Annotated in this window: 7 protein-coding genes; 5 read left to right on the top strand and 2 right to left on the bottom strand. The window is 59.3% G+C overall.

Annotated features, from left to right (window positions below):
• Positions 1-123 precede the first annotated feature (123 nt).
• Together AAY24_RS12110 and AAY24_RS12105 are read left to right on the top strand one after the other, a co-directional pair.
• Complete coding sequence (locus AAY24_RS12110) at positions 124-1,950, top strand: hypothetical protein (RefSeq protein WP_046859898.1); 1,827 nt, start codon at positions 124-126, stop codon at positions 1,948-1,950.
• A gap of 148 nt (positions 1,951-2,098) precedes the next feature.
• Complete coding sequence (locus tag AAY24_RS12105; RefSeq protein WP_199930366.1) at positions 2,099-2,578, top strand: retropepsin-like aspartic protease family protein; 480 nt, start codon at positions 2,099-2,101, stop codon at positions 2,576-2,578.
• A 73-nt stretch (positions 2,579-2,651) separates the two neighbouring features.
• On the opposite strand, the gene AAY24_RS12100 is transcribed toward AAY24_RS12105, so the two are convergent.
• Entirely contained in the window at positions 2,652-3,233 is a 582-nt protein-coding gene (locus AAY24_RS12100) for an HU family DNA-binding protein (RefSeq protein WP_234422168.1), read from the bottom strand.
• A gap of 133 nt (positions 3,234-3,366) precedes the next feature.
• Positions 3,367-4,920, bottom strand: a complete 1,554-nt coding sequence (locus AAY24_RS12095; RefSeq protein WP_046859895.1) for a gamma-glutamyltransferase family protein — start codon at positions 4,918-4,920, stop codon at positions 3,367-3,369.
• Between the two features lie 483 nt (positions 4,921-5,403).
• Between AAY24_RS12095 and AAY24_RS18570 the strand changes: the two genes are divergently transcribed.
• From AAY24_RS18570 to AAY24_RS18565, 3 genes are all read left to right on the top strand, one after another.
• Positions 5,404-10,356, top strand: a complete 4,953-nt coding sequence (locus AAY24_RS18570; RefSeq protein WP_052761218.1) for an SUMF1/EgtB/PvdO family nonheme iron enzyme — start codon at positions 5,404-5,406, stop codon at positions 10,354-10,356.
• Positions 10,357-10,862: 506 nt separating this feature from the next.
• Entirely contained in the window at positions 10,863-11,135 is a 273-nt protein-coding gene (locus tag AAY24_RS12080) for a hypothetical protein (protein WP_046859893.1), read from the top strand.
• Positions 11,135-14,650 carry a PAS-domain containing protein gene (locus AAY24_RS18565; protein ID WP_052761217.1) on the top strand — a complete coding sequence of 1,172 codons (3,516 nt, stop codon included), beginning with the start codon at positions 11,135-11,137 and terminating at the stop codon, positions 14,648-14,650. The genes AAY24_RS12080 and AAY24_RS18565 overlap by 1 nt, the downstream gene beginning before the upstream one ends.
• The last annotated feature ends 86 nt before the right edge of the window (positions 14,651-14,736 follow it).

Here is a 14,736-nt window from a genome sequence, read left to right as displayed (position 1 = left end):
CTTGTGCTGATATGTCAGGAAGGAATGTAATCAAGGATTGCGGCACGGTGAGAGAATGCCGTCGTACGCAGACATATAACAACACAACTTGATCGCGTGAGCGTAATTATAAGGTGAGCAGCCGTGCCCAATAGCAATAATCCCTACCTTCTGCCGAAGCGACTTCCGCCGGCGAGCGGTGACGATACCTTTGAACCAAAACGTTTTAAACAGCTGGTTGAGCAGTTACCGGTCGGCAATATCGGTCAGGTGTCCCGCAGCCTGCGTCAGTTGCTGACCCAGATGAACGCATCGGTAGTGCCCGTATCCAGCCGGGTCAGTAACCTGGAATTGCTGCTGAAACCCCTGCTGGTCGCCATCGACGCACTGGCCCAGAGTGTGACTCGGGCGTCGTTACCCCTCAACAAGCGGACCGGCACCCTGATGAGTATGTACGAGAGCCTGTGCATTCTGGCCGCCCAGGGCTACAAGGTAGTGCTTGACCAGTACCATCACGAATCTCTCACCGGTCAGTTTCTACACAAATCCAATCGTGCCCTGGCGCTGCATCGGGTGCTCTATTTTCTGGGGCGGCGTCTGCTGCTGGCGTTTCAACTTTATCGGCCGGCACCACCATTTATCTGGAAGGAGATTCACGGTATCCACCGCTATGGGTTCGATATGAAGCTGGCCAACCGGTCAATCGCTTATGAGGACCAGGGCCTGCATAAGCAGGCGTCGCTCAATGACCTTTATAAACAGCTGCTCCTGCTCTCTTTGGCGGGACCCTACCGGTTGATGCAGGGGGAGGTGACCCGGGTCTACCAGGCACTGTCGCGCTGGGCGCCGGTCAGTCGGCTGCTGGAACTGGGGCAGTCGGACGGTGAGGTTGGTCCCTTTATGGTGGATATCGGTGTGGATGAAGCGCCGCGCTACATGGGGGCAGAGCGGGATCATCAGGTGCTGCGTGGCTGGGTGCTGGATACCGGCGAGATGGCGGTTCGGCTGGCGGAAGAGCTGGAGGCGACCGGTACCCTGCGTGGTGCCATGCGGCCCCAGGACGCTCCGGACAAGCTATCCCCGGACCTGCTGGCGCGCCTGATGCTGACCTGGGGAATCGGTTCCCGGCGGGTGGTTGAGCGGGACCAGACCCAGGGAGAGGTGGCATTGATCTGCGGTTTGCGGGGGATCTACACCGAACTGGGCGGAGAGCCGGTGCAGAAAACTGCCGGTCCACGGCCGGCCTTCGATACGGCGCAGTTCGGTAACGAGGGGGATGGCCTGGGCGGTATCCCCCATGCGCTGCTGGAGGCGGATGAATACATCATTCAGGATGACCCGGAGTTACAGAGTATTCGGCGCTGGATTGCGGACAACAATGCCCCGGCCATGCAGAAAGTGGCGCCATCCCCGGCAGTGACGGAGAGTGCTGAGACCGTGCCCCGGCCGGTGCCGAGACACTGTCCGGTTTACAACCAGAGTGCCAGTGGTTATCACCTGGGTTGGGTGGATACCGAGGCATCCATCAGCGTGGGGGAACTGGTCGCCGTTACCCATCGGGACGGAGAGGGGATGGAGAGCCTGCGCCTGGGGGTGATTCGTTGGATGCGGGCGGAGCGTCCGGATCTGATCGATTTTGGTGTGGAACTGATCAATGGTGAGGCGTTGCCTGTACTGTTCTGCCGCCGCTCCAGTCGCAGCAGGCAGGACGATTATTGGCCCGGTCTGCTGTTACAGCACCCCAACGAGGATCAGACCATTATTACTACCCCGTTCTACTCGGAACCGGGGCAGCGCAGCTGGCTGGTGGTCGGTGGTGAAAAGCGACCGATTGTGCTGCTGAGAGAGATCGAGGCAACTGCATCCTTTATCCAGTTTTACTACCATGATCCGGCTCAGTCAGAGCGTCCCGGAGCCGAGAGCGGCGAACTGGATGAGGCCGATTTTGATCAGCTCTGGAAGACGCTCTGAAGTGTTGACAGCCGATCCCTTTCCCGATGTGGCGTTGAACTCACCCCGGCCCGGCAGTGTCAGCAGTTAACAGCAAGGGGTATGGCCAGTTGACGGGATAGTGATGAAGTCTAGTGGGAGTAGCGGGGCGCGTGGTATCGGGAGATGGATGATGATTCTCTCCTGGGTATTGCTGTTGGTGTTGATGTCATTTCTGTTCAGTAACATCCTGGAGCGGCAAAACAACCCCAACCGGGATCCTGTCAGCCTGCAGGATAATCAGGGCAACAGCCAGGTGGTGTTGAAGCGTAACCGGGCCGGTCACTACGTGGCCAGTGGTCGGATCAATGGGCATCCGGTGCTGTTTCTGCTGGATACCGGCGCCACCGATGTGGCGATCTCCGATGAACTGGCCGAGCGCCTTGAACTGCCCCGGGGGCGGCAGATACTCAGCCAGACCGCCAATGGTACGGTAGTCTCCTGGCGGACCCGATTGGCTGAAGTGGGGCTGGGAGATATTACCCTGCGCGATGTCAGCGCCAGCATTCTGCCCGGTATGGAAGGTAACGATGTGTTGCTGGGGATGAGTTTTCTGAAGCGGCTCGAATGGACGCAGCGGGGTAATCAGTTGACGCTGAAAAAGCTGTGATCGGCGTGAGCTGATCACATCAGGTTATGAATGAAAAAAGGGCGGCTGTCTCACGACAGGCCGCCCTTTTTTATCAGGCAACAGTATCCTTCAGTGCCTTCAGCGCCGTCACCTTGACGACGGTGGTTGCCCGTTTGGCGGCGATCTTGATCGGTTCGCCGGTTGCTGGGTTACGACCCATGCGGGCTTTGCGGGCCGGTTTTACCACGCGACGAACCTTCACACCGGTTTCGGGAATGGCAAACTCACCCGATCCACGGCGCATCATGTGGCCCTTGAGCAGAGTGCCCAGTGCGGTGAACACGTCACCCACCTGTTTGCGGGTAAGACCGGTCTCTTCAGCAATCGACTGAAGGATCTGGGTCTTGGTCTGCTTGGTGGTGATGGCCTTTGGTTTTGCCGGGGCAGCAGCCTTTTTAACGGGTGCTCTTTTCGCGGCGGTTTTTCTGGCGGGAGCTTTTTTAGCAGTGGCTTTCCTGGCTGGAGCTTTTTTGGCAGCGGCTTTTTTGGCAGGTGCCTTTTTAGCGGCGGCTTTTTTGGCGACAACCTTCTTCTTTGCTACGGGTGCTTTTTTAGCGGCAGTTTTTTTTGCTGCTTTTTTCTTGACGGCCATGGAAGACTCCTGAGTTAGACCTGATGAGTGCGCGCTAAACATAGCATAGATTCACGGTTTTCCAAGCATTTCTGTACAGAAATGCAGTAAAAGACAGGCTTTTTCACGTTTTGTCCGTTGTGCGTGGCCCAATCCAGGAACCGTGGATCTATTGCCTGTTTGTTCTCTGATGGCGTCATGCCTGGTAGCAGACTCCGCCCCGACGGCTGTCGCCGCTGCCGGACAGGGTGCCGTTCTGTTTGCGCATCACCGTGTGGGCGCCGCCGAAAAACAGATTTTTGTCGGGCCAGCAGCGGACCTGGTCGAACGTCTGTTGCAGGGTCTGGATGGTATCTTCGGCGGGTCCCGTTTCCACGTTCAACAGGCCGGATTCAAAATGTATCCGGGGTTGCTCAACCGCCTGTTCGATCTCCATGTCGAAGTCAATTATGTTGACCAGTACCTGCAGAATCGCGCTGCGAATGCGATTGGATCCACCAGAGCCAACGGCGATGGCATCACCATCGGCCCTGATCACCAGGGTGGGTGACATCATGGAGGCGATGCGCCGGTTCAGGGGCCACTGGTTAAAGCCGTAGGGATTGATATCCTCCTCGCCCAGCATGTTGTTCAGCATAATGCCGCATTCCGGCAGTACATAGCCGGAGCCCTCTCCGTTGGACAGGGTCATGCTGGCCAGGTTGCCGGACCGGTCGGCGACGCTGATCTGGGTGGTGCCGCGGGAGAAACTGCGATGATTGCCCATGATGGTCCGGTAGCGCTCGATCAATTCCCCGGACAGGATATGGTCTGGTGGCGTGGCATTGCCCCCGTTATCGACCTGATTACGCAGTTGCTGGGTCAACTCCATCGCCTGGCCGATCCGACCCAGATGGTGGGCGCTGTTTATTGGGTGGTTGCCCAACTTCTCCGGCTCCAGCAGCGCCAGGGTGAAAGCGATCAGCAGTCCGCCGATGGACGGTGGCGGATTGGTGAACAGCTGGGCGTCGTGATAGTTCAAAACCAGCGGAGTCCGCCGTTCCACCTGGTAGGCTTCCAGGTCTTTGCGGGTAAGGCAGCCGCCACGGGCATGGCACTCCTCCACCAGTTGTTGTCCCAGTTCGCCGTGGTAAAACAGTGCCTCACCTTCCAGGGCCAGAATCTCGAATCCATCCGCCATGGCCGGGTTGCAGAGGACTTCGTTGGGGGCCGCAATGGTGCCGGGTCGTTCCCGGCTGGCATGCAGCTGCAGTGCCTCGGGACTCGACAGGATGATGGGCGACACCACCTCCGATATATAGTGCTGAAATCCGTTTACCCGGACCCCTTGACGCGCCGCTTCACAGGCCGGTTGGATGATCTCCCGCATCGGCATCCGACAGAGATCCCGATGGATGGCGAAGGCGCCCTTGATCACCCCCGGCGTGGCTATCGAACCCATGCCGATGTGAAACTCCTGCTGAGCGGTACCGAAGTCGGCCAGGATGGGGTAAAGGTCGATATCCGATTCATCCGGCTTCAGGTGGGGTGTCTGGGCAAAAAAGTCATACAGCAGCGGTTTTGTTGCGGCGGGTCTGGCGTTCAGAAAGCCGCCACCGCCCAGTGATGCCAGTACCGGTTCGGCGACGCAACTGGCAAACAGGGCCGCCAGCGCCGCATCGAAGGCGTTGCCACCGGCGCGTAGAATTTCAGTGGCGGCGTTGGCGGTGACCGGATGGCCGGCCGCTACGACGCCTGCAGCAGTTTTCATTTAGGCTATTCTCAGGTCGAATCTGTGGCATCAGTTCAAGAATTAGCTGTCTGATGCCGATAAACTTTATGGTTCCACTGGGTAGTTTCCGTTCCTGAAGCTACCTGTTCAGCAAGACGGTGGGCGAGGGTTTCGCCAATCTGGCAGCGACGCCCCGATACATGAAACACAAGGCAGCTAAAATAGCTGTTATCGATGTGGTTTCAGGCATCCGCCGGCAATCGTGCCCGGTGCGGTCGAGTGACCATACCGGTAGAGAAACCCTATTCCGGTTGTCTGGCACCAGTATGCCATATTCCGGTTCGGGGTTGCTTGTCTGCCGGCCCGGCAGCGGGGCAAGCGGATCTGTCTTTTGTTCATGGCACCCGACCGGTGGGTTGATAGGGCAGCATTGCAGGATATACCGGTGTGGTATTTTTAGCCTGCAGGTCAGAAGGAGATGGTGCAGGTACATCATCCGGGTGAGCTTTCGAGGGATTGGATATGGCAGTAGTGCCAAAACAGAATGGCTTGAACATATTGCGGAAACTGGTACCGCTCAACACGCTCACAGAAGAGACGCTGGAAGAGCTGATGGCGGAAGTCCAGTTCGAGAAGATTGCCAAGGGCAACTACCTGTTCCGCGCCGGGGATACCGAGACCGAACGGGTCTACCTGCTGTCGGGAAAGGTGTCCCTGCTTGAAGATGGCAAGGAGGTCGACGCCATCAGCGCCTCCAGCAACATGGCGCGCTATCCCATCGCCCACCATATACCCCGCAGGTTTTCGGCTCGCGCTTTAACCAAAGCGGAGATTGTCCGTATTGATAGTCACTTGCTGAGTGATCTGCTGACCCGTGGCGGCAACGTCCTCTACCAGGTTGAAGAGCTGAACGGGGACAGCGACGATGACTGGATGAGCCAGTTGTTGCAGTCACCCATTTTTCAGCGCATACCGGCGGCCAATATCCAGAACATCATGATGCGCATGGAGGAGGTCCAGGTATCAGCCGGTGAGATGATTATCTGCCAGGGAGAGCCCGGGGACTACTTCTATCTGATCAACCGGGGCCAGTGTTCGGTTACCCGGGAGCGGGGCGACGGCGAAATCGAGGAGCTGGCGCAACTGGGTGCCGGCAACTGCCTTGGCGAGGAGTCTTTGCTCTCCGGCAAGCCCCGTGGCAGTACCGTCTCCATGCTTACCGATGGGGTTCTGTTCCGGCTGGAGAAAAAGGATTTTATCGAGTACATCAAAATGCCGCTGGCCAATGCCATCAGTTATGGCGAGGCGATGCGTCGGGTGGAAAAGGGGGCCGTCTGGCTGGATGTGCGATCTCCGCTTGAACATCAGCGGATGCATGTAAAAAAGAGCAGGAATATCCCCTTCAATGAGTTGCGTTCCGAACTGGCGGGACTCGACGTGGATACCACTTATATCGTCTATTGTCAGGACGGACTGGTCAGTTCCACGGCGGTCTATCTGCTCATGGAGCAGGGTCTGGATGCGCTGGTGCTGGAGCGGGGTCTGGAAGCGGTCCCCGAGGAGGCGCTGAAACGGGACAGATCAAAGGATGGCGCCGAGATTATCAAGCTGCGGCAGGACCAGGAGGAGACCCTGGGCGGCGCGGCAGTTGTTGCCCCGGATGATGAGGCCGGATTGCTGCGGGAGCGGTTGCAGAAGACCGAACTCCAGGCGCAGGAGCAGTTACAGCGGGCGCGCAAGCTGAAACTGATGCTGGAGAAGTTGAAAGGGCGCCTGGCTGAATCGGAAGCCGGGGAGACCCGGGCCAGTGAAGAGAGCCAACGGCTGGCGGAAGAGGTTAAAAAACTCCAGGCGCAGTTAAAGGCGCAGGAGAAGAGCGGCGCCAGTTTGAAACAGCAGCAGTCAGCCATTGAACGGCAACTGGCGGAGGTGACGCAGGAGAAGGGCCAATTACAGGATCAGCTGGATCAGGTTGTCCAGGAGATCGGCAAGCTTGAAAAACGTCTCGAGACCAAGCAACAGGAGGCGAGCCAGTTAAAAACCGCCCAGCTGGAGACCCGGGATGAGCTGCAACGGGAGCTGGATGCCAGTCGTGAAGAGCTGGAACGGTTGCGGGAAGAGAAGCGTGCACAGGAGCAGAACGCTGATCAGCTGCAAGCGAAGCTGGAGAAGGTGGCCGCGGAACTGGAGCAGCGGGCTGCCGCACTCAAGCAGGCCGAGCAGTCGATTGCGGACGCACAGAAAAAACAGCAGGAGGCAGAACAGCAGCAGGCGTCCCAGTTGGCAGCGCGGGACGCACTGCAACAGGAGCTGGATGCCAGCCGTGCAGAGCTGGAGCGGCTGCGTAAGGAGCAGGAGACACAGGGGCAGAGTGCCGGTCAGTTGCAGACACAGCTGGCCGAGGTGCAGGCGGAGCTGGAGCAGCGCAACGCGGCGTTGAAACAGGCCGAGCAGTCGATTGCTGAAGCGCAGAAAAAACAGCAGGAGGCAGAACAGCAGCAGGCGTCCCAGTCGGCAGCACGGGACGCACTGCAACAGGAGCTGGATGCCAGCCGTGCAGAGCTGGAGCAGCTGCGTAAGGAGCAGGAGACGCAGGGGCAGAGTGCTGGCCAGTTGCAGACTCAACTGGAGACACTGCGAACAGAACTGGCGCAGCGCAGCAGCGCATTGAACGAGGCGGAACAGTTGCTCGCCGAAGCGCGGAAAAGGGAGCAGGAAGTCGATCAGCAACTGGCGGAGCGGGATACTCTGCAACAGGAGCTGGAACAGCGCCGTACAGAGCTGGAGCGGCTCCGTGAAGAGACGCGAACCCAGGAACAGACTGCCGAAAAGCTCCAACTGGCACTGGATACCGCCGAGCGGCAAAAACAGCTCCACCAGGAGGAGTTGGCCCAGTTACGCAGTGAACTGGAGGCTGCCAATGTCCGGCTGGTGGAGCTGGAAAGGGAGAAAGCCGCGCTGCAGGAGGAGCGCCAGCAGCGTCAGACAGAGCAGGAAGCGAACCTGCAGCATGCGCTCGACCAGGCCCTGGCGAAACACGGCCAGCTGGAGTCCTCCCTGCGTATCTCCACCGATGAACGGGACCGACTGGCAGCCGAGCTGACGGTATTGCAGAAGAGTTTTGGTCAACTGCAGCAGCTGGCGGACGAGCGTGAAAACGACCTGGTGGAACTGCGGCTGCAGATCGAACGGGAGAAACGCTCCGGGGTTGAAGAGGGGCAAACCTTCGAGCAATTGAAGGCGGAGCTGAAACAGCTTACGGAAGCACTCGAAACAGCCAACACTGAACTGGATGCAACCCGGCAGGAGGCCGAAGAGAAGCAGCAGCTGCTGAATGAGTTGCAACAGCTGCTGGATAGCGAACGGGCCAGCGCAGAGACGGTAAAATCCCAGCTGCAGGCCTCGGAACAGGCGCTGCAGGCGCTACAGCAGGAGCGTGAACAGCAGGCCGACGATCTTGACAAACTCAATGGTGAACGGAATCGCCTGCAGGCGCTCCTGGAGGAGGCGCAGCAACGTGTAACAGAGCTTGAAGCGCAGCTGGCAGCCCCGGCAGACAGCTCCGAGCTGGACTCCCTGCGGGACGAACTGGCGGAAGCCAACGCCGCCAGAATGGCTGCGGAAACCGCCGTCCAGCAAGCCGGCAAGTCCGCAGCTGCTAAGGTGCCGCAAAGCCAGGAGATTAAGGCGATTCAGGCCGAGCTGGAAACCCTCAACGATGCGTTGGACGAGGCGGACCGGGCTTACGAGGCGCTGGAGCAGGAGAAGACTGACCTGCAGAAAGAGCTGGAACAGTTGCGATCCACGTCATCCGACAGCGCAGATAGCAAGGCCCTGATCGCTGCAAAAGAGGCGGCTGAGCAGGAGGTGGCCCGTCTCTGCAAAGAGATGGAAGAGCTGCGCCAGCAAGTTGCGGAAAGTGCAGCCAATGAGTCATCGCTGGCCCAGGTAGCTGAACTGCAGACGTCCCTGGAGCAGGCCAACCTGCGGCTCAAGGAGCTGGAACTGGGCAGCTCTGCCGATGCGGCCGAGTGTGAAGTGCTGCGCCAGGATATCGACAAACTGAAACGGTCACTGGATGAACGGAGTGCAGAACTGGAGCAGGCGCGGAAGCAGAGCCTGTTGCTGGAAGAGAAGACCGAAGAGCGCAACAGCGAGATCGATCGGCTCAAGCTGGCACTGGAGGCCGCCCAGGTGGAGGCCGAAGAGGCGGCCTTCAAGAAGGATGAGGCGGTGGCAGCCCGTAAACAGGTGGAGGAGTCACTCTACCTGTTACAGAAACAGGTGGAACATGCCCGGCCCAGGGATGACCTGCTGGAAAAACGGGCAGCCAACGGGCCGGCCGCCCCGTCTGGCGGTGCCGCTAAACAGAAGCTGACAGCACTTCTGGTGGGGGCGTTGCTGGCATTTGGCGCGGCGGAAGCGCTCTCCATACTGGGCGGCAACGGAGAGATAATCGGTGGCTTCCTGGGTCAGGGCAGAGGGCAGACGATAGCGACGGTGACCCCGTTGCCGGAACCGGTAGTGGCATCCGCGCCGGTACAGGCCGATTTGACAGTGGACCAGCCCGCCGCAGCGGCCTCCGCCCCGGTAAATCCGGTACAACCCGCAGTCCCGCAGGCAGAAGCACCAAAGCCGACCCCGGTCGAGCAGCCGCAACCCAGGATTGCGCTCACACCGCCTGAGCCGGCCAAACCGGAACCGGTGCCGCCCAAGGTGGAACCCCGACGGGGACCGGAGACCGGTACCCAGATGCAGGATCAGCTGAGTGCTGGTGGCATGGGGCCGGAGCTGGTCTACATACGGGGTGGCTCTTTCATGATGGGCAGTCCCATGAGCCAGCTGGCTAATGAGGAGCAGCCGGTGCATGAGGTCACACTGAAAAACTTCAGTATCGGACGCTATGAAGTGACCTTCCGGGACTATGAGTTGTTTGCCGCGGCGACGGATCGCCCCTTGCCGGATGATCTCGGCTGGGGTCAGGGGCCGCGGCCGGTGATCAACGTCAGCTGGGAAGATGCCCGGGCCTACACCCAGTGGCTCAGTGAGCAGACCGGCCAGCGCTACCGTCTGCCGACCGAGGCGGAGTGGGAGTATGCCGCATCGGCAGGCACCGAATCGCCCTATTGGTGGGGCTCTGAACTGGGTACCGGCAATGCCAACTGCTTCAACTGCGGCAGCCGCTGGGATGGCTCCTCCACCGCACCGGTGGGTCGTTTCAAACCCAACCCGTTCGGTCTGTACAATACCGCCGGCAACGTGATGGAGTGGGTGGAGGATTGTTATCACAGCTCCTACGATGGCGCACCAACGGATGGCTCGAGCTGGCAGGAGCCGGGTTGCACCGAGCGGGTAGTACGGGGCGGCGCATTCAATAAACCGGGTGAGAGCCTGCGGGTGACCCGGCGTGGACGGCATGACCCGGATGCCAGGCTGCTGGTTGTGGGTTTCCGGGTGGTGCGGGAAGAGCGCTGATCCGGGCTGTGGTGTCGGAACCAACTGGCCAGATAAAAGGCCCGTGATGCTGCAGACATCACGGGCCTTTTTTTACGCTTTATGGCGTTCAGATTGTTTTAATCAGGAAAACTATCGACAGGTTTCAACATGAGATCGGAGCGCAGCCACGCCGGCTCATGTCGTGACACAAGCTGGACCTCCTGAAGTTGAAGTGCGGGGCGCAAAACATCGGCTGGCCCGCCACTGCGGGCCGGGGAAGGCTGTTTTTTTGAACGCTCGTACCGGAGACGTTCACCAGTGGCCATGTCATATACACAGATCATTTTGTACCCCCTCGAGTCGGTGGACTGCGTGACCTCACTAGTAGTATCGGACATGGATCGGAATACTTTAATGATAAATATCATGGCGGAAGTGTCGCCAGGGCGGTGATCCGCACTACCGTTGAATAGGCCATCTGGCCATCCTGATCGTCCAGATCACCTATACTGGGACTGATGCAGTTCGGCAGGCACGGGATGGCTATGGCTTCAGTGCAACACAAAACCACTGCGAAAGGCAGGGGGCGGGCCAGACTGCTGGTGGCGGCCCTGATCGGGGCACTGTTGCTGAACCCGCCGGTTCTGGAGATATTCTCCCGCATCACCACTTTTCGGCCGTTTGGCTGGCCGCTGGTGATGATCTACATCAACCTGGTCTGGCTGCTGTTGATTCTTCTGGTACTGTTCCCGAAACGCCGGAAACTGCCGCGGAACCGGCCTGTCAGGGGCCCGGTCGCTTCCAAAGGACGGGAGTGATGCCGTTTGCCTGGTTGGTATTCCTGGTCTCCCTCAGCTACCTGGCGCTGCTGTTCCTGATCGCCTACGGCGCCGACAGGCGCGCTGCCAGGGGGCAGAGCATTGGCGCTAATCCTTACGTCTACTCACTCTCATTGGCGGTCTACGCCACCTCCTGGACCTATTACGGCAGTGTCGGCCGGGCAACCACCGATGGGATCGGTTTTCTGCCCATCTATCTGGGGCCCACCCTGCTGTTTCTGATCGCCCCGTTTCTGTTGCGCAAAATCCTCAAGATTGCCCAGGAGCAGCACACCACTTCAATTGCCGATTTTATCTCGTCCCGCTATGGCAAGAGCCAGAAGCTGGCGGGGCTGGTGACCATTGTGGCGGTGATCGGCATCATGCCCTACCTGGCCCTGCAGCTGAAGGCGATCTCCACCAGTTTCAATACTCTGATCGCCTATCCGGCAATCATCAGTGATGTATCCAACTCCACCAGCGTGTTCACTGACAAGGCGCTCTACGTGACCCTGCTGCTGGCCCTGTTCACCATTCTGTTCGCCACCCGTCGCCTGGACGCCTCTGAGCACCACGAGGGGTTGATGGTGGCGATCGCCTTCGAGTCCCTGGTGAAGCTGGTCGCCTTTATCGCCGTGGGGATTTTTGTCAGTTATGCCATGTTTGATGGAATTGGCTCGATCTATCAGCGGGTCGAGTCCGATGCGGAACTGGCGCTGCTGTTTTCAGGGCAGGCGCTGTTCAATGACGGTAGCTGGACCTTTCTGATGCTGCTGTCCGCCCTGACCATCTTCTGCCTGCCGCGCCAGTTTCAGGTGACCGTGGTGGAGAACACCGATCGCTCCCATCTGGACACCGCGATGTGGCTGTTTCCGCTCTATCTGCTGCTGATTAATCTCTTTGTGCTGCCGATTGCGGTGGCCGGACTGGTCACCTTTCCGTCGGATAGTGTAAATCCCGATACCTTTGTGTTGGCCCTGCCCATGTCCGCGGAACAGCCTGCGCTGGCCCTGCTGGTCTACCTGGGGGGCTTGTCCGCCGCCAGCGGCATGGTGATCGTGGCCGCCGTTGCGCTGAGTACCATGATCTGCAACGACCTGATGGTGCCGTTGCTGATGCGCCTGGGCCTGCTCTCTTTCAGGTTAGGGAGGACCGAGACCGCCAGCGGAATTCTCAAGACGCTGAGGCGGCTCAGTATCCTGGGAGTGCTGATCCTGGCCTACAGCTATTTCAGGGTTATCGGTGACTCCTATGCCCTGGTGACAATCGGGCTGGTCTCTTTTGCCGCGGCAGCCCAGTTTGCCCCGCTGATCATCGGTGGTCTGTTCTGGCGCGGGGCGACCCTGGCCGGGGCATTGGCCGGTCTGGCCAGCGGCTTTCTGGTCTGGGGTTATACCCTGGTGTTGCCATCCTTTGCCCAGTCCGGCTGGCTACCCCTCGCTCTCCTCGAACAGGGACCGTTTGGGATAGGGTTGCTGAAACCCCAGGCACTGTTCGGCCTGGATTGGGAAAATCCATTAATACACAGCCTGTTCTGGAGCGCCTTTTTCAATATAGGTTGTTACCTGGTGGTGTCACTGTTTACCCGCCAGAGTTCGGTGGAGCAGCTGCAGGCGCGGGCATTTGTGGATCTCCATTCGGGCCGGGACGAATACACCGACCATGCCTGGCGGGGTCAGATCAAGATTGACGACCTGGAGCGGAATGTGGCGCGCTTTGCCGATCAGGACCGGGTCGGCCGGCTGTTTGGCAGTTATCGGGAGAGCGAAGGTTCCAGCCGCTCGCCCGGAATGAGCCTGGATGCACCGGTGGAGTTGCTGAATCAGGTGGAGAAACTGCTCTCGGGCGTGGTGGGGTCGGCTTCCGCCCGGGCCTTGATCGATACCGGTCTGCGCCCGAACGATCTCAACCTGGAGGGGATGCTGGACATTATCGAGGAGGCTTCATCGGCGGTGGAGACCAGCCGCGAAGTGCTCAAATCGGTGGTGGAGAATATCGATCAGGGCATCTCCATGTTTGACCGGGATATGAATCTGGTGGCCTGGAACCGCCGTTTTGTGGAGCTCAATGACCTGCCGGAGGAGATGCTGCGTGCCGGGGTCACATTGCAGGATATCTGTGGTTTCAACATCGACCGGGGGGAGTACGGCCTGGTGGAGGAGCGGGAGGCTTTCATCCGGCAATATATCGCCCGGACCTTCCGGCCCGAGCGGGTGGTTTTTGAGAAAGTCCGCGCCAACAAACGGATTCTGGAGCTTACCCGCACGCCCATGAAAACGGGCGGGGTAGTGACCACTTACACCGATATTACCCGACGCAAGCAGGCGGAGCTGGAACTGACCCGGTTGCGTAATCTGTTGAGCAATATCATCGACTCCATGCCATCCGCGCTGATCGGCATCGACGTGGCGGGCCGCATTACCCACTGGAACCGGGAGGCGGAGCGCATGAGCGGAACCGCAGCGGCGGAGGCGGTCGGCCAACCCTTCTCCCGGTTGATTCCCCGGTTCCCGGATGTGCTGCAGAAGGTGGCGCAGGCGATCAGTCCACCGGTGCCGGTGCAGGACACCAATCTGCGTTGGGAAGATGCCTCGGGTGAAGTGCACTACATGGATGTCACGCTCTATCCGCTACTTACTAATTCAGTGGAGGGTGCGGTGATCCGTCTGGATGATGTGACAGAGACGGTCCGTATGGAGGAGGTGATGGTGCAGTCGGAGAAGATGCTGTCGGTGGGCGGACTGGCGGCCGGCATGGCCCATGAGATCAACAATCCCCTGGCCGGTATCGTGCAGAGCATACAGGTGATAAACAGCCGGTTGGGATCGGGCATGGCCAAAAATCATGCGGTGGCGGAGTCCTGCGGCACCTCGTTGGAGGTGATTAACCAGTACCTGGAAAAACGGGACATCCTGTCCCTGCTGGAGATGGTCTCCCAGTCCGGCAAGCGGGCCGCCAGGATCGTCAGCAGCATGTTGAGTTTCAGCCGCAAAAGCGATCTGAAGTTTGAGTGGCGGGATCTGCGGCTGTTGTTGGATGATACTCTGGAGATCGCCTCCAATGACTACAACCTGGCCAAGCATTACGACTTCAGAAAGATCGATATTGTGCGGGAGTATGCCGACCCGCTGCCGGAGGCCTGGTGTGAAGGGAGCCAGATTCAGCAGGTGTTGTTAAATCTGCTGAGAAATGGCGCCCAGGCGATGTTTGAGGCTTTGGGAGACAGTACCGAGGATCACCAAGACCGGTTTATCCTGCGTGTCTATCCGAGCGGGCAGTGGGTCTGCGTGGAGATTGAAGATAACGGCCCGGGGATGAGCGATGCGTTGCGGCGGCGGATTTTCGAACCCTTCTTCACCACCAAGGAGGTGGGCTCCGGCACCGGCCTTGGCTTGTCGGTCTCCTACTTCATCATTACCCAGAATCACCGCGGCAGTATCGAAGTGAAGCCGGTGCGGCAGGGGGGCAGCTGTTTTATTCTTCGCCTGCCGATCGAGCCGCCGCAACGGGCCTGAGCGTCACCCGGTTGGCAGAAAACGGTTATCCGGCTGGATACGTTATCCTGGCTGTTGTATTGTCATCCGCTGGATCGCCGGACAGC

It is taken from the genome of Sedimenticola thiotaurini (assembly GCF_001007875.1).
GTDB lineage: Bacteria > Pseudomonadota > Gammaproteobacteria > Chromatiales > Chromatiaceae > Sedimenticola > Sedimenticola thiotaurini.
Note: the sequence above shows the minus strand (reverse complement) of the source record. Positions and strands in the feature narration are given on the sequence as shown.